The sequence below is a fragment of the Flavobacterium sp. genome (assembly GCF_044341265.1).
Classification (GTDB): Bacteria; Bacteroidota; Bacteroidia; order Flavobacteriales; family Flavobacteriaceae; genus Flavobacterium.
On the sequence record NZ_JBIISA010000005.1, the window covers coordinates 73,579 to 94,527 of the forward strand.

Below are 20,949 nucleotides of genomic sequence, written 5' to 3' on the forward strand. Positions count from 1 at the left end.
TATTTGTCATACAAATTTGTAATTTTGTAAACCAATTAAAACATCTCCCATGAGTAGTAAATGTGAACAATGTATCGTTAGACAATTTAGCTCGCTTAAGGCATTAAATAAAGAAGAACTTCTTAAAATGGCAGAATGTAAGACCTCTTACATTATTAAAAAAGGAGAACCGATTTTTGAAGAAGGAGAAACTACTAATGGTATTTTCTGTATTAAAGATGGCGTTTGCAAGCTTACAAAGTTGAGTGCCAATGGTAAAGATCAAATTGTAAAATTGGTAAAACCCGGAGAATTATTAGGTCAACGTTCCTTAATAAGTGAAGAACCTACTAATTTAAGTGCTGTTGCACTTGAAGATATGGAAGTATGCTTTATTCCAAAAAAGGAAATTATGGAATTCTTCAATGAGAACAATCAATTTTCTATGAACGTCATGAAAACCATTTGTGGAGACTTGAAAGATGCCGATGATCACATGGTTTCTTTAGCACAAAAAAGTGTAAAAGAACGCTTAGCGGAAACGTTATTGCATCTTGAAGATACTTTTGGTAAAAATGAGGATGGTTCGCTTCACATTCAATTATCAAGAGAAGAACTTGCAGGAATGATTGGAACTGCAACAGAAAGTTGCATTAGATTACTTTCTGAATTCAACAAAACTGGATTGATTGAATTAATTGGTAAAAAAATCGCTATTGTTGACAGAAATAAGTTGAAAAGAATGTCTGAATAAGTTTATTTTTCAAAACTATATTCTTTTTCAACCAAAGCTATTCTTACTGTATAATTTTCATACCATTTTGAAACGCCTAATTTTTGGGCATCAAGATGGTCTAAATTTTGTTTCCAATTCTTAATATCTTCTAATGTTTTCCAATAAGAAACTGTAATACCAATCTCGTTTCTAGCAGATTCAATACCAAGAAATCCTTCTTGTAGCTGCGCTAATTCAACCATCTTATCTGCCATTTCAGAATAATTTTCGTCAACTGAAGTGCGTTTTGATGTGAAAATAACGGCATAATAAGGTAAATCCATTTTATTTCTCTTTATTCAAAAACAAATAATATACTGGTATTCCTAATGCCACAATAAAAAGTCCTAAACCAGTACTTTTAGTATCATAAATCAATAAAGAGATACAAATCAAAGTAGTAACTACAATATACAAAATTGGAATTATTGGATAACCAAATGCTTTATAAGGACGCTCTGCATTAGGTTCTTTTTTTCTTAAAATAAAAATTCCATAGATAGTTAAAATATAAAACAAAAGTGATGCAAATGTGGCATAAGTAAGTAAATCACCATATTTACCAGAAATACAAAGTATACAAGCCCATAAACATTGTAACCAAAGTGCTCTTGCTGGAACATCTTTATCGTTTAAATCACCTGCTGCTTTAAAAAACAAGTTGTCTTTTGCCATAGCATAAAACAATCTTCCTCCAGATAAAATTAATCCTGAATTACATCCAAAAGTTGAAATCATGATTAATCCAGCCATTACAAAAACACCAATATTTCCCATAATCATATTGGCTGCAGCAGTTCCTACTCTATCTTCGCTGGCAAACATGATTCCGTTTCCTAAAACACTTCCTGAATCGGGAGTTCCATTTATTGGAAGTAAAGCCAAATAAGCTACGTTGGCTAAAATATAAATGATAGTTACAATTAAAGTTCCTAAAAACAAACTTCGTGGAATGTTCTTTTTGGGATCTTTAATTTCGCCAGCAATAAAAGTAACATTGTTCCAGGCATCACTTGAAAAAAGTGAATTTATAATTGTAGCACCCATTGCTCCTATTAAACCAATTCCGACTAATTTTGTAACAGTAATACTTCCGTCTGGATTTACTATGGTTTTTGAGGCATCCCACATATTTGCAAAATTGTTGGATAAAACATCCGTTTTTAAGCCAACATACAATCCTAAAATAATTAATGCAAAAAGAGCAATCAATTTGGTTGAAGTAAAAAATAATTGAATTGATTTACCTGTTTTAACTCCTCTAGTATTTATGTAAGTTAATAATAATATACTAGCCATGGCTAAAATTTGCTTATTGGTAAAAACGAAACTATCGCCAATTTTTATAAGTTCGGTATCTAAAACCGGAAAAAATACTGCCGAATACTTGGCAAAAGCAACCGCAACTGCAGCAATTACGCCAGTTTGAATAACGGTAAAAACGGTCCAACCATATAGAAATGAAGCTAATTTCCCATAAGCACGTTGAATGTACACAAATTGTCCGCCAGCATTTGGCATCATTCCTGCAAGTTCTCCATAACTCAATGCTGCACTCATTGTAAGTAAACCAGTGACTAACCAAATTACCAAAATCCATGCAGCCGAACCTACATCTTTTGCCATTTGTGTTGTAACTATAAATATTCCAGAACCAATCATGGAACCTGCAACAATACTTGTGGCATCAATTAATCCTAAGGAACGTTTTAATTCGTGTTTTACTTCTGACATTGGTTAGTTTTTGGTTGGTTAGTTTTCAAATATAAGTATTTTTAAATAATCAAAAGAATTATAAAATATTGTAGTTACAACTTCTTCGCTTCATTCCAAAAAACATCCATCTCAGCTAAAGTCATATCCATTAATGGTTTTCCGAGTTCAGATGCTTTACTTTCAAGATATTGAAAACGCTTAATGAATTTTTTATTAGTACGTTCTAGAGCATCTTCAGGATTTACTTTCAAGAATCTTGCATAGTTTATCATTGAGAATAATACGTCTCCAAATTCGGCTTCAATTTTGTCTTGATTTCCGGAAGCTATTTCTACTTGAAGTTCTTGTAATTCTTCTTGTACTTTATCCCAAACTTGATGTGGTTCTTCCCAGTCAAATCCAACGCCTTTCACTTTATCCTGAATTCTAGAAGCTTTTACTAATGCTGGTAAACCTTTTGGAACTCCTTCTAAAACTGATTTTTTTCCTTCTTTAAGTTTGAGTTTTTCCCAATTTTGTTTTACTTCTTCTTCATCGGCTACTTCAACATCGCCGTAAATATGAGGATGACGATGAATTAACTTATCGCAAATTTCGTTACAAACATCAGCCATATCAAAGTCATTAGTTTCACTACCTATTTTGGCATAGAACACAATATGTAACAACAAATCACCTAATTCTTTTTTAACTTCTTGCAAGTCATTATTAAGAATAGCATCACCCAATTCGTAAGTTTCTTCAATGGTTAAATGACGAAGACTTTCTATAGTCTGTTTTTTATCCCAAGGACATTTGGCACGCAAATCGTCCATAATATCTAATAATCTATTGAAAGCATCGAGTTGTTGTTGTCTTGAATTCATGATTTTGATTTTTGTAAAAATAAAAAATCCTATTACACAATTTGAGCAATAGGATTTGTATTTATAAAAAAGTAATTAACTATTTTTTTGCTTTAGCTTTTGGTTTTTCAGCAGTTTCTTTTTTAGCTTTAGCTTCGCTCAGTTCGGCTTTGCCTCGGGTTACTTCTTCAACCACTTGTTCTTTAACAGATTCAGCGTTTTCTACTTTTGGTTCTTCTTTAGAAACCATTCCTTTTCCTTGAAGCATATTGTACCAATTCAATACTTTCTTGATATCTGATGGATATACTCTATCTTCATCATAATCTGGTACAATTTGAGAAAAATACGCAATCAATTTAGCATTATCTTCTTTGTGAGAAATTGCTGGCCCTTCATTTTCTTTTACTGCAATGGCACGTAAAATTTCAACTAAAGGTTTTTCTTCAGTATGTGTGTACATTGAAATTTCAGAAAGTAAACTTACATTACTTTTCATTCCAACTGTAATCTTTTTTCCATCTAATAATGACTCAGCAACAAAACCTGAACGCGTTTGAATTTTCAATTCGAATAAACCTGGTTTTCCTGAAATGGCTAATATTTTTTCTACATTCATTTTCTAAAAATTATTTTAAGCGGTGGCAAATATATTATAAAACTTCAATTTCAATAGCAATAATAAATTTCTTTTTTCTGAAATCTAAAATCTGTTATCTAAAACTATCTTCCTTTTTTATTACAAAATCTCATTTTATAATCTGGTCTTGCTTTACCATCCATGATATTTTGTAATTTCTTTTTAATTAACGTACGTTTTAGTGTAGATATTTTATCCGTAAATAAAATTCCTTCAATATGATCGTATTCGTGCTGTATTACTCTGGCAATCAAGCCATCATAAACTTCTGTTTTTTTGTTAAAATTCTCATCAAAATATTCAATTGTGATGGTTTCGTTTCGGTAAACATCTTCACGAACATCTGGAATACTTAAACAACCTTCATTAAAACCCCATTCTTCACCTTCTTCTTTCAACATTTTGGCGTTGATGAATGTCTGCTTGAATCCTTTTAATTGTTCTTGTTCTTCTTTCGTTAAATCTTCACTATCACTAAAAGGTTCGGTGTCAATTACAAATAATCGAATTGGCAAACCTACTTGTGGCGCAGCTAAACCAACACCATAGGCATTATACATAGTATCATACATATTTGCGATGATTTCTTGCAAATTTGGATGTTCTGAAGTGATATCTTCACATACTTTTCTTAAAACTGGATCGCCGTAGCCAACTATTGGTAATATCATTCTTATATTAGATTTCTGATTTTAGATTTTAGATTTTTTGAATCCAAAGTGCAAAAGTAATTAAAAAAATAAATTAGTGTTGTAATTTCAAGGTTTTGCTTGTTTTTTCTCTAATTGCTTTGCATAATTCAGGGTTTTCATTCAAAGGTTTTCCAAATGAAGGAATCATTTTTTTTAATTTTTCTTGCCAAGCAATTGAACTCATTTCTTCTTTAAAACATCGATTTAAAACATCAATCATTGCCGATACAGCTGTTGAAGCTCCTGGTGATGCGCCAAGTAAACACGCCAAAGTTCCGTCAGAGCAAGTTATAATTTCTGTACCAAATTCTAAGGTTCCGCCTTCTTTTTCGTCTTTTTTGATGACTTGAACACGTTGACCAGCATCGAGTAATTCCCAATCATCCATTGCAGCATTTGGAAAATATTCGCGTAAAGCTTCCATTCGATTTTCGTCTGATTGCATTACTTGTTCTATCAAATATTTTGTCAAAGGCATGTTATTCCATCCTGCATAAAGCATTGGTTTTATATTATCCAATTCAATAGAATCTAATAAATCTAAATAGGAACCATTTTTCAAAAACTTGGTTGAAAAACCTGCAAATGGTCCGAAAAGAAGTTCTTTTTTACCATTAATAATTCGTGTATCTAAATGTGGAACCGACATTGGTGGTGCACCAACAGATGCTTTTCCATAAACTTTTGAATGATGTTTTTGTATTACATCTTCATTATTACATTTCAACCATTGTCCACCAACAGGAAATCCGCCATAACCTTCAGCTTCTTGTATATCGGCTTCTTGCAAAAGCAATAATGATGCTCCGCCTGCTCCAATAAAAACAAATTTAGCTTCCGATTTTATTTTTTCATCTGAATTTAAATCCTTGATTTTCAAACGCCAAATCTTATCTTCTTTTTTCTTTATTCTTTTTACTTCATGATTATAATGAACTGAAACGCCATCTTGTTTTGACAAATAATCAAGCATTCTTTTTGTCAATTCGCCAAAGTCAACATCAGTTCCAAAATCCATTTTTGTAGCTGCTACAGCTTCAGCTTCACTCCTATCTTGTATTACTAAAGGCATCCACGATTTTAATTGTTCCAAATCGGCACTAAATTTCATTTCTGAAAAAAGTGGGTTTTGAATTAATGCTTGGTGACGTCTTTGAAGAAACTCAACATTTTCTTTACCCCAAACAAAACTCAAATGTGGTATGGAATGAATAAAATTTTCAGGATTTGACAATTTATTATTCTCAACCAAATAACTCCAAAACTGACGTGTTACTTCGAATTGTTCTGCAATTTTGATGGCTTTTTTTACCTCTATAATGCCATTTTCATTTTGAGGCGTATAATTTAATTCGCAAAAAGCAGAATGACCAGTTCCTGCATTATTCCAAGCCGAGGAACTTTCTTGAGCTGGTTTATCCAATCTTTCATAAATTTCTATAGTGATATCAGGTTGCAATTCTTTTAGAAAAACACCCAAAGTGGCACTCATGATTCCAGTTCCGATAAGAATTACATCAGGTTGATTCATAATTTTGTTGCGAGTTGCAAGTTTCGAGTTAAAAAAATTCTAAGTAATTTTATATCGTAGTAAATAATCTTGAAGCATTATAGTTGCAGCAATCTCGTCTACTAAACCTTTGTTTTGGCGTTGTTTCTTTTTTAATCCGCTATCAATCATAGTTTGGAAAGCCATTTTGGAAGTAAATCGCTCGTCTACACGTTCCATTTTCATTTGAGGAAACTCTGATTTGAATTTGACAACAAATTTTTCAATAATTTGAGCACTTTCTGAAGGTTGGCCATTCATTTGTTTGGGTTCACCAACAATAACTTTTTCAACTTTTTCTTTAGCAAAATATTCTTTTAAAAAAGCTATAATGGTTTCCGATGGAATTGTAGTTAAACCTGATGCAATTATTTGAAAATCATCAGTAACGGCAATTCCTGTTCTTTTTATTCCGTAATCTATGGCTAGAATTCTTGGCATTTTAAAAATTTTATACAAATATAGGATATTGAATTAGTCAAAATAATTTTTCTAAATTAAATAAAACAAAAAAGGCACTCTTTACAGAATACCTTTTGATAAATTGTAATTTAAAACAAACTATTTAACTGCTTCAAATTTTGCTAAAGCTGTTCCTTTTGACTTATGAAAATGCAACATTTTACCTTCAATCATATAATTGTCAGTTTTTTCAATTGTTTTGATGAAGTTACTTTCAAATTCCATATTTGGACAAGCCATTCTGGTAGCAATTACTTTCGAAAAAGCCAATTTTCCTGTGGCTTTCATTACAAAAGTTCCAGCTATATTGTTACAACCTGCATAAGCTGCAAACTTTCCAGATTTAGAATCTAAATTGATGAAATAGTCTTTGTTAGTAGTGCTTTTTACTGCTTTACCATTTAATTCTACCAACTTCCATTTAGTTTCTGCTAAAGCAAACTTACCTTTAGAAGGATCTGTCGTTTTTATTGTTGTTTTTGTAGACATCTTGTTCAATAATTCAACATCTGATGAATCAACTTTAGTTGTGTCTACAACAACAGTATCTTTTACTACCATAGTAGCGTCTTGATTTACAATTGTGTCGTTTTCGGTTGCAGTTTCTGTCTTTTCTTTATTTTGACAACTTGTAACACTCAAAAAAACCACTGAAATAATAATAAAAATTTTTCTCATAAAAAATGTTATAGCTATTAGTACTATATATATAAAGTTAGTCTTTAATATTAACTTATCCTAATTTAAATGATTTAAAATCTATTTTACTACTTAAATTTGATGCAAAATTATTTTAGATTTTTTTATGAATTACATTATCTATTTTGCTTTTGGAGGAATTGCTTATCAAAATGAACTTTTGTTCTCTATATTATCCTACTTTAAATTTCATAAAGCAGATGAAAATCAAATAATTATTTATTCAGATTCTACAGATTTTTTTAAAAACAAATTACCACAATCCATTACATATATTCAACTTTCTGATGATGAAATAACAAATTGGAAAGGCAAACATAATTTTGTTCACAGAGTAAAAGTTAAAGTAATCGAAGATGTAGTATCAAAATATGAAGGTAATTTTCTTTATCTAGATTCTGATACTTACTTCACAAAAAACTGTTCTGAAATCTTTGAAAACATCAATTCTAATGCTATTTATTTTGATAAATGCGAAGGCAAATTAATTGATAACAAAGGTGGAATTGCTAGGAAAATGAAAGCTTTTTTGAAAAACGAAAGTGAATTTAAGATTCCATCATTAAATGAAACTATAAAAATTGATTCCGATTTTACGGTTTGGAATGCTGGTGTTATTGGATTTAATTCTAGTTACTCAAGTCAACTTAAATTGGTTGAAGAATTAGTTGATGTACTATATTCTAAAAATCAACTTTTTGTGATGGAACAAATTTCATTCAATTATTTTTTTCAAAGGAAAACGAAACCTCTTGAGTCCAAGAATCATATTCACCATTATTGGTACTTTAAAGAATTTAGAGGTGTTTTAAGTCATTTTTTTGAATACAACAAATCAAAATCATTTGAAGAAATGATTGTAGAAATTGACAAAATAAATCCGGAATATTTATCTTCTGAAAAAAGAGCTTATAAAAAAATGTCGTTTTGGAAGAAACAATTTCACAAAATTCAAAAAGGTAGAAAATGGAAAATTTTAGACTATAAATTATAATTTTTCAATCATTTTAATTAGAAAATTTATCGATATTGAACTATATTTGTGACAAATTAATCACTATGCAAAACATACAATCTACAATAGAAAAAGCTTGGGATAACCGAGAATTATTAAAAGAAGAAACTACAATAAACACTATCAAAGAAGTAATTTTTCTTCTTGATAGTGGCAAACTAAGAGTTGCAGAACCAACAGAAAACGGTTGGCAAGTAAACGAATGGGTAAAAAAAGCTGTAGTTATGTATTTTCCAATTCAAAAAATGGAAACACATGAGGTTGGTATCTTCGAATATCATGATAAAATGTTATTGAAAACAGGTTATGCTGAAAAAGGTATTCGTGTAGTTCCACCTGCAGTTGCAAGATATGGTGCTTACATTTCTAAAGGAGTAATTTTAATGCCAAGTTATGTAAACATTGGTGCTTATGTAGATGAAGGAACAATGGTTGACACATGGGCAACAGTAGGAAGTTGTGCACAAATTGGTAAAGACGTTCATTTATCTGGTGGTGTTGGAATTGGTGGTGTTTTAGAGCCACTACAAGCTGCTCCAGTAATTATTGAGGATGGAGCATTTATTGGTTCAAGATGCATTGTTGTTGAAGGTGTTCGAGTAGAAAAAGAAGCTGTTCTTGGAGCCAATGTTTGCTTAACGGCTTCAACCAAAATAATTGACGTTACAGGAAATGAACCTGTTGAATATAAAGGATTTGTTCCAGCTCGTTCTGTTGTAATTCCTGGTAGTTACACTAAGAAATTTGCTGCTGGAGAATATCAAGTTCCATGTGCACTAATCATCGGAAAAAGAAAACCTTCAACCGATTTAAAAACATCGCTTAATGATGCTTTAAGAGAATATGATGTAGCGGTTTAAACTATCAAATAATCATAAAAAAATCCGAATTTACGTTCGGATTTTTTTTATTTCTTTAGTTTTCTTTTTAAGTATTTTTTCTTTGTAATTCTTCTTTTGAATTGTAGCGTCTTTTCAAGCAAAATAGCATGAATTTTCTCTTCTGGCTGACCAATTAATTCGGCGTATTTCTTGGCTACTACTTTAATCATTGTTCTTGACAACCACATTTTCTTGAAATTATCCATACGTTTTTCAATAGATAGTTTTTCAAATTTCATTCGATTTAAATCAATTAGATAAAACTCGAATTGATTATTTCCTTTTTCTACAATTAAGGTATTTCCTGGTGAGTGATCTAAAAAATTCACATTTGCTTCATGCATTTTGAAAGTAAATTCAGCAAACTGTTCCAAAATACTATTTCTATTTGGAAACAACGGATTGTGAATTAACTCTCTTATGGTAAAATCATAATCAATTTGCTGGCTGATATAAAAACTATCTCCTAATAAACCAATAGTATTTCGCTCTTCTATGTAAGCAATTGGCTCTGGAGTTAAAATTGAATGCTCCTTTAAATAATTAGCATAATCAAACGATCTCTTTGCTTTTGTACTTCTAAAAAAAGAATAAATAATCGATTTAAATATACCTGGTTTTTTAAAAAATTTGATATTTACCTTTTCTGAACCTAAAAAATTTGATTTGATAGTATTTCGAGAACCTTTTACTATAAGATTTCCTTCTTCAAAAAAGCTTGTAACTAATTGAATTATAGCTTTTTCTTGTTCTTTATATTTTGGATTAAGGATAATCTTCACGGTTGGAGTTAATATTTTGGTTTAAAAGTATAAAAAATAGTACTTTGCACCAAGAAATAGTTTTTCTATTAAATCGATATTTATTTTAACACTTTGGGATGAAAATATTAATTATACAAAATAAGCGAATTGGAGACGTACTAATTGCCTCGGTTATTGCAAATAATTTTAAAAGAAAATATCCTGATAGTGAAGTTCATTTTATGGCTTATGATTTTACAACTGGTGTTTTGGAACAAAATCCGAACATTGATAAAATCATAGCTATAAAAGAAAAAGAACTTAAAAAAATAAAGAACTTATTTAAGTTCATTCTTGAAATTAGAAAAGAAAAATACGATATTATTTTTGATCCTTATTCAAAAACTCAAAGCCGATTAATTTGTAAATTTAGTGGTGCCAAACAAACAATTGGTCACAAAAGCCGCAAACGATTTGGCAATTGGAACTACTATACTCATCCAACAGAAGGTTTAAAATCATCAACAAAATTTTGCGGAAAAGCTATTGAAGATCGTGTTCATCTTATTGAATATGCAGGCGATTTTGAACCAATTGATTACGAACCAAAATTATTTCTTTCTGAAAGTGAAAAAAATGAAAATTGGTTGAAAAATTATCGTGATAAAAAAGTAATCATGTTAGGCGTTTTAGGCAGTACGCCACAAAAATCAATGCCTTTTGAATATGTAGCAACAATTATTGATTACATAGCAAAAAATTATGATGCTTACCTCCTATTTAACTATTCGCCACATCAGAAAAAAGATGCTTTAGCAATTTATGAAATGTGTCAATACAAACAAAACATCATTTTGGATATCTATGCACCAAGTATTAGAGATTTTATCAAATTAATGAATCAATGTGATGTATTGGTTGCCAATGAAGGTGGAACAGTTCATATTGCAAAAGCGCTTCAAAAGCCAACTTTTACCATATTTTCACCTTATGTAAACAAAGCACATTGGGCAAGTTTTGAAGATGGAATAAAACATCATTCTATTCATTTGTTAGATAAAAAACCTGAAATATATGAGGGATTTACTTATGAAGAGCGCAAACAAATAGAACAAAATCCAAGAGAATTTTATCTTCAATTGACGCCTGAAATTATCATTCCCGATTTGGAAGTTTTTCTAAAAAATAATTTGTAATTACTTTACAAATTTTTCAAAATACCAATCTACTTGCTTTTGAAGTCCTTCTTTTAGCGTAGATTTTGGTTTGTAGTTTAATAACTTTATAGCTTTATTTATTACAGCTGATGTCTTTTGTTGATCGCCTTTACGTGCTGGTTGATGATCAATCAACAGTTTTTTATTCATTATCTCTTCAACGATAGTAATTCCTTCTTGAGTTGTATTAACCACATCGGTACCAAGATTAATAATTTCGCCATTAACAACAGATTCGTTACCAATAATTGAAGCCAATCCATCAACAATATCTCCAACAAATGTAAAACTTCTTTCGTGTTTCACACTTCCTTCAAATAATGGAAATGGTTGGTTATTATGCAGATTATCAATTAATTTAGTATATAATTTCTCTGGACGCTCTCTTGGTCCATAAACAGAATACAAACGAATTGAGCAAGCTTTAAGTTTGTTAGTTCTTTCCAAACCTAAAACTAGTTGTTCTGCAGCCAGTTTTGTAGTTCCGTAAAATGAAATTGGTTTTGGAGTTACTTCTTCATCTACTGTAGCAACAGAACCATAAACAGATGATGTAGAAATATTTACAAACAACCTTAAATCAGCATTATACTTTAAAACACTTTCAAGTAAGTTTTGTGTAGCAAAAATATTATTTGTCACATAATCATTTAACGAAGTATCAGAAGAGATTCCTGGTTGTGCTGCCAAATGATAGATGTAATCAAAAGGAGTTTCGAAAACCGATTTTAAATCATCGTTCAAATCTAATCTAAAAATTTTTACACCAACTTTTTCCAAATCAGATGCGTTTAATTCTTTTAGTTTTACATCGTAGTAGTTATTGAAATTATCAATTCCAACTACTTCATGATGCAACGAAGCTAACTTTTCACATAAGTGTGAACCAATAAAACCTGCTGCTCCGGTAACTAATATTCGCATGGTGTAAAACTGTTATTTTTTTATTCCAAAGTTAGTCCAAACTATCTTTTTATCTCTAACTTCTTTTCTTATGGCTAAATTTGCTGCTAAAGATTCTGGTGTTTTGTAACCTCTAGCATGATCTAAATGCAAAACTATAGCTTTATGTCTAATCTGTTTACCTTTTACACCATAATTTTCTAAACGCTCACCAAATTCTCTATCTGGACCACCATATTTCATTCGTTCATCATATCCATTAATGGCAATCATATCGGCTTTAAAACCTGATGAATTACAATTATTAAACGAAGGATTGGTTGGCGAAATAATATCTAAAAATTTACCTATCAAGCTATTAGCTCCTAATTTTAATGTATTTGAAAAACCTAATTTATCAATAGATTTTAACCAACTTACATTAAAACATCTTCCAGAAACAATATCATCTTTAGAAATTGCCTTACTAGTTGTCATTGGTAATTTGCAATAACCTCCAGATAAGAATTTACCTTTCTCAGCTAATTTTGCATGAACTTCAACAAAATCTTGTCTCGGAATACAATCGCCATCAGTCATTAAAATATAATCATGATTGGCTTCAACAATAGCTACATTTAGAATTTCTTGTCTTCTGTATCCTAAATCTTCATGCCATAAATGTCTAATTGGCACTGGATAATCTTTAGCATAAGAATCAATCAATTCTTTTGTAGAAGGTCTCGAACCATCATCAGCAATAATGATATCAAAATCTTTATATGTTTGAACACTATATCCAATTAGTACTTTTTCAAGCCATTCTTCTGCGTTGTAGGTACTTATTATAACTGTTATTTTCATATTGTTATCCAAAATATTTTTGAATTGAAATTCTTTTTATTTATCAAAGATAGAGAATATTATATTGAAAATTACCTCTATCAAAAATGCTGCATTTATTAATTTTGTAATTTTAAAAGTATTGCTCTACTCTTAATATTTTTTTGCTTTAAATCAATTTCCTTCAAATTATTAATTTTCAAATTAGTAAAACTATTAATTTGGATAAAATCTGACTTCCAACCAGATAGATTGTCACTTGAAATATCATTTTTAGAAAAAATAACATCCAAAAATGTACTAAACAAACCGCTATAAGAAATCATAAAACTTCTAAAAAAACCAATTCTCTTTGATTTTAACCAAGACATTTGAAAACACTTGGAAGAATAAATTATTTCTTGCGATATTTTATCAGAAACCAATGCATTTATTGAGTAAGAAACACCATTTAAAAAATAACCTTCTACTCTATTTTTAATATGTTGTTCTACAAAATCTGGTCTTGCTAAACAATCAGAATTAGTAATTAAAATATAATTTGTAGACGCTATTTCGATAGCTTTTTTCACACAATCATCACCATTATTTTCTTTGTCAAAGTTCAATAAAACTATTGGAAAAAAAACTTCTTTTTGAATGGATGTAATTGATTTTGAAATAGTTTCATCAGAATTTTGATTTACTATTATCATTTCGAAATTTCTAAAAGCTTGAGTATTGTAACTCCAAATTACTTTTTCAAGTGACTCGAAATTATCGTTAGCTACTACTATTACTGAAATATTCTTTTGCATAATTCGGCAAAGGTAACCTAATTTTATTAAATTTGTACTTACAAAAAAGCAAAATTAATGCCCACTCTTTCGGTTATTATTCCTACTTACAATGAAATTGACTACATAGACGATGCTCTAAAGTCAGTGGAATTTGCTAGTGAAATTATAGTGATTGATTCCTTTAGTGAAGATGGAACCAAAGAAAGAGCGCTTGAATATGGATGCAAGGTTTTAGAACGCAAATTTGATAATTTTTCCAATCAAAAAAATCATGCCATATCATATGCTACAGGAGATTGGATACTTTTTATAGATGCTGACGAACGTGTTTCTCAAAAACTTAAAAACGAAATTGTTTCCACTATTGAAAAGAACCAACATTCTGGATATAAATTGAGTTTTCCTCATTTTTATATGAATCGTTTTCTTTATCATAAAGTTGACAAAGTAGTAAGATTAGTTAAGAATAAAAATATAAAATTCACTGGTGACGTTCATGAAAAATTACATGTTGATGGAAGCATCGGCAGCTTAAAAAACTTCATGATTCACTATACCTACAAAGGTTTATTTCATTTAATAAAAAAGAAAGATTCCTACTCTTGGTTTCAAGCCAATACTTCGCTCAAAAAAGGCAAAAAAGTAACTATTTTTCATTTATTTTTCAAACCTTTATACCGCTTTTTCTCCTCCTATATTTTGAAAAGAGGTTTTCTTGATGGAGTTCCTGGTTTAGCTTTGGCAAGTATCAATGCTTATGGTGTTTTCTCAAGGTATGTAAAAATGATGCTTATTGAGAAAGACATCAAATAAAGATTAAAACAAACTAAGTTTTCCAATTTTTAGTTTCCATTTAAATTTTAACAAAGTGTCTTGACCTTTAATGTCAATTCGTTGTATTTCAAATTTACTTTTGAAAGGAAAAGAATTTACTCTATTTCCTATTCTGAAAGCCATTTTTATTCCTTTTTTTTCTAAAATCGTAAAAAACACATCCTTTTTTAGTTCTTTTTTAGGATAATTACCATAAGGATAAGCTAATGATGGATAAACATTTAAGTTGTTTTTAGCAATTAAATCAAAACTTTTATCCAAATCGGTCTCAACTTCTTGCTCTGATAAATCTGAATATTTTCTGTGATAAAAAGAATGATGTCCTAACTCTATAATTGAAGAATCCAATGATTTTAATTGGTCAATTGTCATTATTTTCTCCGAACCATTATTCCATAAATCTGTTTTACCTATGTATGAAAATGGAATAAAAAAAGTAGCTTTTACATTATATTTTCTCAACAATGGCAAGGCATACAACAATTGATTCTCGGTAACATCATCAAAAGTTATTACAACAGATTTTGATGAAATAGACTTCATTTGTTCCAATTCAGACACAAATAATGAAGTGTAATTATTTTTATTTAAATAGTCTAATTGTTCTTCAAACTTACTTGTAGACAGCGTCAAACCCAAACTTAAATCGTCATTTGGGGTAATATTATGATACATTAAAATGGGTAATTTTGACACAAATATAATTTTGAAAATACTATTGGTGTAAAAATATTATATTTGTGTCATATTTCATCTATTTATATGTCTGAAAATAACGCTATACCCAAAATAACTGCCTTAGCCATTACTTTTAATGAAGAAGTTAACGTAAAAAGATATGTTGAAAGCTTATCTTTTGCAGATGAAATCATTTTTGTAGATTCTATAAGTAGCGATGCCACTATAGAAATTGCAAAAAATATGGGTGTAAAAGTTATTGAGCGTAAATTTACTAACTTTTCTGAACAAAGAAATTACGCCATCAATCAAGCGAAGAACGATTGGATTGTGTTTTTTGATTTAGATGAAATTATTACAAAAGAATTAGAAAATGAAATTCAAGAAATTGTTGCTAATCCTGGACAAGATGTAGCCTTTTTTGTGAAACGAAATTTCTTTTTTATGGGAAGGCACATCCATTTTGGTGGATGGCAAAGCGATAAAGCGGTGCGTCTTTTTAATAAAAATTTCTGTCAATATAATGGCTTGGTTCATGAAGAAGTTAAAGCGAATGGCACAATTGGTATTCTTAAAAATAAACTGAATCACTTTAGTTATAAAAATTTTGATAACTACAACGATAAGCTAAATTTATATAGTAAACTGCAAGCAGAAAATCTATACAACAAAAAAAGAAAGCCAAATGCTTATCATTTTATCTTCAGACCATTATATCGTTTTTTATGGCAGTATTTTTTCCGTTTAGGAATTCTTGATGGTAAGGAAGGTTTTATTTTAGCTTATGTTCATGCCTTTTCGGTATTCAAAAGGTATCTACAACTTTGGATGTTATACAGAAAAATTGAATAATAAAACGTCACTAAATGTTTGATATAGCAGCAATAATAATAAATTACAATTCGAGCAAACTTACACAAGAGTGCATTGATAGTATTGTGGAAAAAACAGCTACAAATTTGAATTATCAAATTATAGTTGTTGATAATTGCTCGCAAATTGCTGACTATAAACTATTAGAAGAATTTTGCAAATCACATTCTTTCAAAAACTTACAACTTGTTAGAAGCAAAATCAATACAGGCTTTGGAGCCGGAAATATGGCTGGTTATCAATATGCAAATGCCAAATATGTTGCTTTTGTAAACAATGATACTTTGTTTTTGAACGACTGCTTTTCAATCTTAAAAACAGCTATTGAAAAAGACAATTCTATTGCAATGGTTGGCGGTCAATCGTTTACAGAAACTGGAAAAAGAATGGTTGCTTTTGATCATTTTGCCTCCATTTCTAAAGAACTTTTTGGTAGAGATTTTCTAGAAAAAGTAAATCCGAAAAAATATCCTAAAAGAAAATTTGAATATACTAATCCTCAGAAAGTAAACTATGTTCAAGGAAGTTTCATGTTCACAAGAACTAAAGATTTCAATGAAGTTGGAGGATTTGATACTAATCTATTTCTTTATTATGAAGAAACCGATTTGTGTATGCGATTAGAAAAAATAGGAAAATCGTGTTTTCTAATTCCTGAAGCTCAATATGTTCACTATCACGGTGCAAGTACCCCACAAAGTATCACAATTAAAACCGAACTAAAAATTTCACTTCTTTATATTATTAGAAAGCATTATGGCTATTTAAATTATTGGTTTTTATTGAATTACTTAAGAATAAATTACATTTTCAGTACGCTTTTCAAGCCTAAATATTGGTATTTATTGAAAGTACTTTTGGCTGGTGCGCCACTTTCTAAATCATTGAAAACCAAACAAAAAATTGTTGAATGAAAGTACTTTTTTTGTGTCCCGATTATTTCGGAATTTATAAGGTTATACAGAAAGAAATTCTGAATCAAACCTCATGTGAATTAAAGTCAATAATTTTTGAAGATTATAAGTACAAAAATTCATTTCAAAAAATTCAGAACTTCTTAGCCAAAACTTTTTTAAAGAAAAATTTGAAAAAAATATGGGCTAGTAAAGAACGAATTAGCTCTATTACTGAAGATGATTATTTTGATTTTTTGTTTGTGATTTGTCCTGATTTTTTACTTAACGATGAATTGCAATACGTTACCGAACGAGCTAAAAAGAGAGTAGTTTATTTTTGGGATAGCTTTGATAATATTCCGAGATATGAAAGAACACTGCCATTTTTTGATGTAAAATACAGTTTTGAACCTAAAGATGTTGAAAAATATCAGCTAAAAAAATTAACAAATTTTTATTTTAATACTGAAAGAAATCCTGCTCCCAAAAACGATGTTTTCTTTATTGGAACGCTTGATGAACGAATTGAATTAATTAAAAAGATACTCAATTCTGTTGAGAAACTTGGCAAAACAGCTAAAATATTTTTACAAACCAAAAATGAAAATGCTGCGAAAATTCATCCATCTAATAGTATTGAATTCATTAGAAATGCGATTCCATTTGAAGAAAGCGAAAAAATTTATGACGATTCTAAAATCATCTTAGATGTTCAGAAGACGATTCAAAAAGGACTTACTTTTAGGGTATTTGACGCTATGGGAAAAGGAAAAAAATTGATAACTACTAACGAAGATATTATAAACTACGATTTTTATAATGCCAATAACATTTTTATTTGGAAAAATGATACCGAATATATTCCTGAATCATTTTTTGATTCACCTTATGAAGAACTATCAACTGAAATCTTTGAAAAATATAGTCTAAAAAATTGGGTGAAAACAATTTTTGAAATTAAATAACCAGAAAAAAATGACCATTTTACTTTTAACTAGAGAATACAAGCACGATAAATTACCTACTTGTGGAGGAACTGGAAGTTTTATGGCTAATTTAGCACGAGAATTGGTTAAAAAACAACATCAAGTTTATGTGCTTGGTGTTAATAAATCTTCGGTTAGTTTTATTGATAATGGTGTTACTGTATGTTTCAAAAAAAACATTTTTAGAAGAAATCCAATTGTTAATTTTTTTAGATCTTTATCAAAAAAAAGTCCTCTTTTGCAATGGTTGCATTTCAAAATTCATGAATATGAAAAAAAAGATATTTCTAAAATAGTTTCCCATTTCATAAAAAACAATAATTTAAATATTGACATTCTCGAAACTCACGATTTCGAAGGACTTTATCTATACTTAGAAACTTCTTTCCCTATCGTAGTTAGATGCCACGGATCTTTTTCGGTTTTAGAACATTATTTTAACTACAAAGGAATTGAAGTTGGCAAAAAACATTGTGAGGAATTAGCGTTTAAGAAAGCCAAAAATATTATTTCTATTTCGGAGTTTTCAGAACAAATGAATCGCGATTTATTTGGTATAAAAAATTTCAAACGTATCTATAATGGCATTGAAACAACTGTTTATAAAACAGCTGAAAACCAAGTAATAATTCCGAAATCAATATTTTATTTTGGAACTGTTGCCTATGAAAAAGGAGCTGATATTGCGGTACAAATTTTGATTAAAACCATTCAATCAGAACCAAATACAAGTCTGCATTTTATTGGAACCGAGAATCAAAATCATAAAATAGCACTTCAAAAAATAATTAAAGAGCACAAACTTGAAGACAAAGTGACATTTTATGGATTTCAAAAAACCAAAGATTTAATCTCTTCATTAGCTCAAGCAGAAGTGGTTATTTTTCCTTCCACAGGTGAAACCTTTGGATTGGCTTTATGCGAAGCAATGGCGCTGAACAAAGTTGTAATTGCTTCAAATATTCCTTCTTTTAATGAAATAATTACATCCGAAACTAATGGATATATTGTAGATAGTATTGATGACTTTTGTGATGTTGTACTGAAAACATTTTCTGACACCGATGAAGCAAATAGAATAAAATCAAATGCCAGAAAGTCAATTATGGAACGTTTTAGTCAAGAAAAAATGATTGAAGAAACCATCAACTATTATGAAAAAGTCATTACAGAATTTAAAAATTAGATTTTAGTGATGTACCTTTTCATTTTTACTTTAGGTTGAAACAAAAGCAACAAACTCATCAATCCTTTTAGTAAGGTAAATTTAAATTTATTACTTTTTATAGCTTGATATTGCTTGAATCGTTGCGAATTTCCATCTTTCAAAACTTTAATATCGTCGAGTAGTAACGGAAAATGTGTTTCGAAAACTTGTTGTTTTTCTGCCTCAATTTTAATTAGATTTTCCTTTACACTCGACATTCCGCTATTATCAAAATTTGAAATAACATAATCTAAATGTTTATAGGATACATTCATTTTACAAATGCTGTAAATGAAAAACTCCCAATCGGATACAATTTTAAAATGTTCAGAATAATAAAAATGAGTTTCGAACAATTCTCGTTTGATAAAACTCGCTGGATGTGGTAATGAATCACTCAAAAAATAAGTAAAAGATAAAGTATCTGGAGGTGACCACAATTGTGTATTCACTCCATTTAAGCTATAAATAAGATTTCCATAATAAATAGCTGTAGAACCATCTAAATCCTTTATTACCTTATCGATTATGGTAGTATCTATTAAGAAATCTCTACTGTTTAGAAACATAACATAATCTCCTTTGGCAGCTTTAATTCCTTTGTTCATAGCGTTATAAACACCAGAATCTTTTTCTGAAATCCAATAAGCTAATTTATCTGAATTTTGCTCAAGAAATTCTTTACTTCCGTCAGTACTTCCGCCATCAATAACGATGTATTCAAAGTCTGTATTTGATTGACTATCAACACTATTAAAAGTTTTTTCTAAACCAACTAAGTCGTTGTAATTAATAGTAATAATAGATATTTTAGTCATTGCTTTTATTTTACAGCCAAAAACTTATCGTTATATACTTTGGTGATTCCATCTCTTAATTCAATAGAATATTTCCAACCTAAATTAGTAAGTTTGGTAATATCGGTCAGCTTTCTTGGAGTCCCATTTGGTTTCGATTCATCAAAAACAATATCACCATCAAATCCTACAATGTCTTTAATCAGATAAGCTAAATCTTTAATAGAAATCTCGACACCAGTTCCAATGTTAACAAAGCCTTTTTCATTGTAATGTTCCATAAGATATACACAAGCATTAGCCATATCAGTTGCATGAAGAAATTCTCTCAAAGGAGTTCCTGTTCCCCAAACCACAACATTATCAGAGTTGTTGATTTTAGCTTCGTGGAATTTTCTAATCAAAGCAGGTAAAACGTGTGAATTTTCTAAATCATAATTATCATTAAATCCATAAAGATTTGTTGGCATTACTGAAATAAAATTACAACCATATTGGTATCTGTAAGCATCACACATTTTTATACCCGATATTTTTGCAATAGCATAAGGTTCATTGGTTTCTTCTAAAAGTCCTGTCAAAAGATAATCTTCTTTTAAAGGTTGCGGTGCAAGTTTAGGATAGATACAAGTCGATCCTAAAAATAATAGTTTCTTAACTCCTGATTTATAACTGTGATGAATCACATTACTTTGAATGAGTATGTTTTCATATATAAAATCAGCTCTATAAGTGTTATTTGCAACAATTCCGCCTACTTTGGCAGCAGCTAAAAAAACATATTCAGGTTTTTCAGATTCAAAAAACGCAGCTACTTTATCTTGATCAATTAAATTAAGCTCACTTGAAGTTCTGGTTATAATATTAGTATAACCTTTACTTTTTAAATCATTTAAAATGGCACTTCCAACCATTCCGCGATGACCAGCTACAAATATTTTTGAATTATGATTCATTAATT

General features: G+C 29.7%; 24 protein-coding genes. 9 read left to right on the top strand and 15 right to left on the bottom strand.

What is annotated here, in order from left to right; all coding sequences use genetic code 11:
• Positions 1–49: 49 nt before the first annotated feature.
• Positions 50–733 (top strand): Crp/Fnr family transcriptional regulator, encoded by a 684-nt coding sequence (locus tag ACIQ06_RS03580; protein WP_396143913.1) that lies wholly within the window; start codon positions 50–52, stop codon positions 731–733.
• 2 nt (positions 734–735) lie between these two features.
• Here ACIQ06_RS03580 and ACIQ06_RS03585 read toward each other — a convergent pair whose 3' ends face one another.
• From ACIQ06_RS03585 to ACIQ06_RS03620, 8 genes are all read right to left on the bottom strand, one after another.
• On the bottom strand, positions 736–1,038 hold the full coding sequence (locus tag ACIQ06_RS03585; protein WP_396143914.1) for an antibiotic biosynthesis monooxygenase family protein: 303 nt from the start codon (positions 1,036–1,038) through the stop codon (positions 736–738).
• A 1-nt stretch (position 1,039) separates the two neighbouring features.
• Complete coding sequence (locus tag ACIQ06_RS03590) at positions 1,040–2,488, bottom strand: APC family permease (RefSeq protein WP_396143915.1); 1,449 nt, start codon at positions 2,486–2,488, stop codon at positions 1,040–1,042.
• 74 nt (positions 2,489–2,562) lie between these two features.
• Positions 2,563–3,336, bottom strand: coding sequence for a nucleoside triphosphate pyrophosphohydrolase (mazG, locus tag ACIQ06_RS03595; protein WP_396143916.1), 774 nt, complete (start codon positions 3,334–3,336; stop codon positions 2,563–2,565).
• Positions 3,337–3,415: 79 nt separating this feature from the next.
• Positions 3,416–3,934, bottom strand: a complete 519-nt coding sequence (locus ACIQ06_RS03600) for a DUF5606 domain-containing protein (RefSeq protein WP_396143917.1) — start codon at positions 3,932–3,934, stop codon at positions 3,416–3,418.
• Positions 3,935–4,038: 104 nt separating this feature from the next.
• A complete protein-coding gene (gene def / locus ACIQ06_RS03605; RefSeq protein ID WP_396143918.1) occupies positions 4,039–4,626 on the bottom strand; it encodes a peptide deformylase in 588 nt (195 codons plus the stop codon).
• Between the two features lie 73 nt (positions 4,627–4,699).
• A complete protein-coding gene (locus tag ACIQ06_RS03610) occupies positions 4,700–6,178 on the bottom strand; it encodes a malate:quinone oxidoreductase (protein WP_396143919.1) in 1,479 nt (492 codons plus the stop codon).
• 39 nt (positions 6,179–6,217) lie between these two features.
• Entirely contained in the window at positions 6,218–6,637 is a 420-nt protein-coding gene (gene ruvX / locus ACIQ06_RS03615; protein WP_396143920.1) for a Holliday junction resolvase RuvX, read from the bottom strand.
• 120 nt (positions 6,638–6,757) lie between these two features.
• Positions 6,758–7,336 carry an META domain-containing protein gene (locus tag ACIQ06_RS03620; RefSeq protein ID WP_396143921.1) on the bottom strand — a complete coding sequence of 193 codons (579 nt, stop codon included), beginning with the start codon at positions 7,334–7,336 and terminating at the stop codon, positions 6,758–6,760.
• A gap of 127 nt (positions 7,337–7,463) precedes the next feature.
• Between ACIQ06_RS03620 and ACIQ06_RS03625 the strand changes: the two genes are divergently transcribed.
• Together ACIQ06_RS03625 and ACIQ06_RS03630 are read left to right on the top strand one after the other, a co-directional pair.
• Complete coding sequence (locus tag ACIQ06_RS03625) at positions 7,464–8,351, top strand: hypothetical protein (protein ID WP_396143922.1); 888 nt, start codon at positions 7,464–7,466, stop codon at positions 8,349–8,351.
• 65 nt (positions 8,352–8,416) lie between these two features.
• Positions 8,417–9,232: a 2,3,4,5-tetrahydropyridine-2,6-dicarboxylate N-succinyltransferase gene (locus tag ACIQ06_RS03630; RefSeq protein WP_396143923.1), complete on the top strand. Its 816-nt coding sequence runs from the start codon at positions 8,417–8,419 to the stop codon at positions 9,230–9,232.
• A 47-nt stretch (positions 9,233–9,279) separates the two neighbouring features.
• Here ACIQ06_RS03630 and ACIQ06_RS03635 read toward each other — a convergent pair whose 3' ends face one another.
• Positions 9,280–10,035 (bottom strand): lipopolysaccharide kinase InaA family protein, encoded by a 756-nt coding sequence (locus ACIQ06_RS03635; protein ID WP_396143924.1) that lies wholly within the window; start codon positions 10,033–10,035, stop codon positions 9,280–9,282.
• A gap of 98 nt (positions 10,036–10,133) precedes the next feature.
• Here ACIQ06_RS03635 and ACIQ06_RS03640 point away from each other — a divergent pair, with 98 nt between their 5' ends.
• Positions 10,134–11,192, top strand: coding sequence for a glycosyltransferase family 9 protein (locus ACIQ06_RS03640; RefSeq protein WP_396143925.1), 1,059 nt, complete (start codon positions 10,134–10,136; stop codon positions 11,190–11,192).
• Here the strand turns inward: ACIQ06_RS03640 and ACIQ06_RS03645 are convergent, their stop codons facing one another.
• The 3 genes from ACIQ06_RS03645 to ACIQ06_RS03655 all read right to left on the bottom strand — a co-directional run bounded on the left by ACIQ06_RS03645 (position 11,193) and on the right by ACIQ06_RS03655 (position 13,735).
• Complete coding sequence (locus ACIQ06_RS03645) at positions 11,193–12,137, bottom strand: NAD-dependent epimerase/dehydratase family protein (protein ID WP_396143926.1); 945 nt, start codon at positions 12,135–12,137, stop codon at positions 11,193–11,195. It abuts the gene before it with no gap.
• A gap of 12 nt (positions 12,138–12,149) precedes the next feature.
• The gene (locus ACIQ06_RS03650; RefSeq protein ID WP_298302659.1) at positions 12,150–12,959 is read right to left on the bottom strand and encodes a glycosyltransferase family 2 protein; all 810 of its coding nucleotides are present in this window, start codon (positions 12,957–12,959) and stop codon (positions 12,150–12,152) included.
• 98 nt (positions 12,960–13,057) lie between these two features.
• On the bottom strand, positions 13,058–13,735 hold the full coding sequence (locus ACIQ06_RS03655; RefSeq protein ID WP_396143927.1) for a glycosyltransferase: 678 nt from the start codon (positions 13,733–13,735) through the stop codon (positions 13,058–13,060).
• A gap of 57 nt (positions 13,736–13,792) precedes the next feature.
• On the opposite strand from ACIQ06_RS03655, the gene ACIQ06_RS03660 reads away from it, so the two are divergent.
• Positions 13,793–14,530 (top strand): glycosyltransferase family 2 protein, encoded by a 738-nt coding sequence (locus tag ACIQ06_RS03660; protein ID WP_396143928.1) that lies wholly within the window; start codon positions 13,793–13,795, stop codon positions 14,528–14,530.
• 3 nt (positions 14,531–14,533) lie between these two features.
• Here the strand turns inward: ACIQ06_RS03660 and ACIQ06_RS03665 are convergent, their stop codons facing one another.
• A complete protein-coding gene (locus ACIQ06_RS03665; protein ID WP_396143929.1) occupies positions 14,534–15,247 on the bottom strand; it encodes a polysaccharide deacetylase family protein in 714 nt (237 codons plus the stop codon).
• Positions 15,248–15,313: 66 nt separating this feature from the next.
• On the opposite strand from ACIQ06_RS03665, the gene ACIQ06_RS03670 reads away from it, so the two are divergent.
• From ACIQ06_RS03670 to ACIQ06_RS03685, 4 genes are read left to right on the top strand one after another with little or no spacing between them, the layout of a single operon-like run.
• Positions 15,314–16,081 carry a glycosyltransferase family 2 protein gene (locus tag ACIQ06_RS03670; protein WP_396143930.1) on the top strand — a complete coding sequence of 256 codons (768 nt, stop codon included), beginning with the start codon at positions 15,314–15,316 and terminating at the stop codon, positions 16,079–16,081.
• Positions 16,082–16,095: 14 nt separating this feature from the next.
• The gene (locus tag ACIQ06_RS03675; protein WP_396143931.1) at positions 16,096–17,016 is read left to right on the top strand and encodes a glycosyltransferase family 2 protein; all 921 of its coding nucleotides are present in this window, start codon (positions 16,096–16,098) and stop codon (positions 17,014–17,016) included.
• Positions 17,013–17,963, top strand: coding sequence for a lipopolysaccharide core biosynthesis protein rfaS (locus tag ACIQ06_RS03680; protein WP_396143932.1), 951 nt, complete (start codon positions 17,013–17,015; stop codon positions 17,961–17,963). Before ACIQ06_RS03675 ends, ACIQ06_RS03680 begins: the two co-directional genes overlap by 4 nt.
• A 10-nt stretch (positions 17,964–17,973) precedes the next feature.
• A complete protein-coding gene (locus ACIQ06_RS03685) occupies positions 17,974–19,170 on the top strand; it encodes a glycosyltransferase family 4 protein (protein ID WP_396143933.1) in 1,197 nt (398 codons plus the stop codon).
• Here ACIQ06_RS03685 and ACIQ06_RS03690 read toward each other — a convergent pair.
• Complete coding sequence (locus ACIQ06_RS03690) at positions 19,167–20,009, bottom strand: glycosyltransferase family 2 protein (protein ID WP_396143934.1); 843 nt, start codon at positions 20,007–20,009, stop codon at positions 19,167–19,169. The two genes, ACIQ06_RS03685 and ACIQ06_RS03690, sit on opposite strands and share 4 nt — an antisense overlap.
• A 5-nt stretch (positions 20,010–20,014) precedes the next feature.
• Positions 20,015–20,944 (bottom strand): GDP-L-fucose synthase family protein, encoded by a 930-nt coding sequence (locus ACIQ06_RS03695; RefSeq protein WP_396143935.1) that lies wholly within the window; start codon positions 20,942–20,944, stop codon positions 20,015–20,017.
• Between the last annotated feature and the right edge of the window lie 5 nt (positions 20,945–20,949).

Bases quoted from the DNA above. Each gene is read 5' to 3' on its own strand.
- ACIQ06_RS03610 (WP_396143919.1), bottom strand. From the start codon at position 6,178: ATGAATCAACCTGATGTAATTCTTATCGGAACTGGAATCATGAGTGCC.
- ACIQ06_RS03585 (WP_396143914.1), bottom strand. From the start codon at position 1,038: ATGGATTTACCTTATTATGCCGTTATTTTCACATCAAAACGCACTTCA.
- ACIQ06_RS03580 (WP_396143913.1), top strand. From the start codon at position 50: ATGAGTAGTAAATGTGAACAATGTATCGTTAGACAATTTAGCTCGCTT.
- ACIQ06_RS03670 (WP_396143930.1), top strand. From the start codon at position 15,314: ATGTCTGAAAATAACGCTATACCCAAAATAACTGCCTTAGCCATTACT.
- ACIQ06_RS03685 (WP_396143933.1), top strand. From the start codon at position 17,974: ATGACCATTTTACTTTTAACTAGAGAATACAAGCACGATAAATTACCT.
- ACIQ06_RS03645 (WP_396143926.1), bottom strand. From the start codon at position 12,137: ATGCGAATATTAGTTACCGGAGCAGCAGGTTTTATTGGTTCACACTTA.
- ACIQ06_RS03620 (WP_396143921.1), bottom strand. From the start codon at position 7,336: ATGAGAAAAATTTTTATTATTATTTCAGTGGTTTTTTTGAGTGTTACA.
- ACIQ06_RS03680 (WP_396143932.1), top strand. From the start codon at position 17,013: ATGAAAGTACTTTTTTTGTGTCCCGATTATTTCGGAATTTATAAGGTT.
- ACIQ06_RS03600 (WP_396143917.1), bottom strand. From the start codon at position 3,934: ATGAATGTAGAAAAAATATTAGCCATTTCAGGAAAACCAGGTTTATTC.
- ACIQ06_RS03655 (WP_396143927.1), bottom strand. From the start codon at position 13,735: ATGCAAAAGAATATTTCAGTAATAGTAGTAGCTAACGATAATTTCGAG.
- ACIQ06_RS03650 (WP_298302659.1), bottom strand. From the start codon at position 12,959: ATGAAAATAACAGTTATAATAAGTACCTACAACGCAGAAGAATGGCTT.
- ACIQ06_RS03640 (WP_396143925.1), top strand. From the start codon at position 10,134: ATGAAAATATTAATTATACAAAATAAGCGAATTGGAGACGTACTAATT.
- ACIQ06_RS03660 (WP_396143928.1), top strand. From the start codon at position 13,793: ATGCCCACTCTTTCGGTTATTATTCCTACTTACAATGAAATTGACTAC.
- ruvX (WP_396143920.1), bottom strand. From the start codon at position 6,637: ATGCCAAGAATTCTAGCCATAGATTACGGAATAAAAAGAACAGGAATT.
- ACIQ06_RS03675 (WP_396143931.1), top strand. From the start codon at position 16,096: ATGTTTGATATAGCAGCAATAATAATAAATTACAATTCGAGCAAACTT.
- ACIQ06_RS03690 (WP_396143934.1), bottom strand. From the start codon at position 20,009: ATGACTAAAATATCTATTATTACTATTAATTACAACGACTTAGTTGGT.
- mazG (WP_396143916.1), bottom strand. From the start codon at position 3,336: ATGAATTCAAGACAACAACAACTCGATGCTTTCAATAGATTATTAGAT.
- ACIQ06_RS03630 (WP_396143923.1), top strand. From the start codon at position 8,417: ATGCAAAACATACAATCTACAATAGAAAAAGCTTGGGATAACCGAGAA.
- ACIQ06_RS03625 (WP_396143922.1), top strand. From the start codon at position 7,464: ATGAATTACATTATCTATTTTGCTTTTGGAGGAATTGCTTATCAAAAT.
- def (WP_396143918.1), bottom strand. From the start codon at position 4,626: ATGATATTACCAATAGTTGGCTACGGCGATCCAGTTTTAAGAAAAGTA.
- ACIQ06_RS03695 (WP_396143935.1), bottom strand. From the start codon at position 20,944: ATGAATCATAATTCAAAAATATTTGTAGCTGGTCATCGCGGAATGGTT.
- ACIQ06_RS03590 (WP_396143915.1), bottom strand. From the start codon at position 2,488: ATGTCAGAAGTAAAACACGAATTAAAACGTTCCTTAGGATTAATTGAT.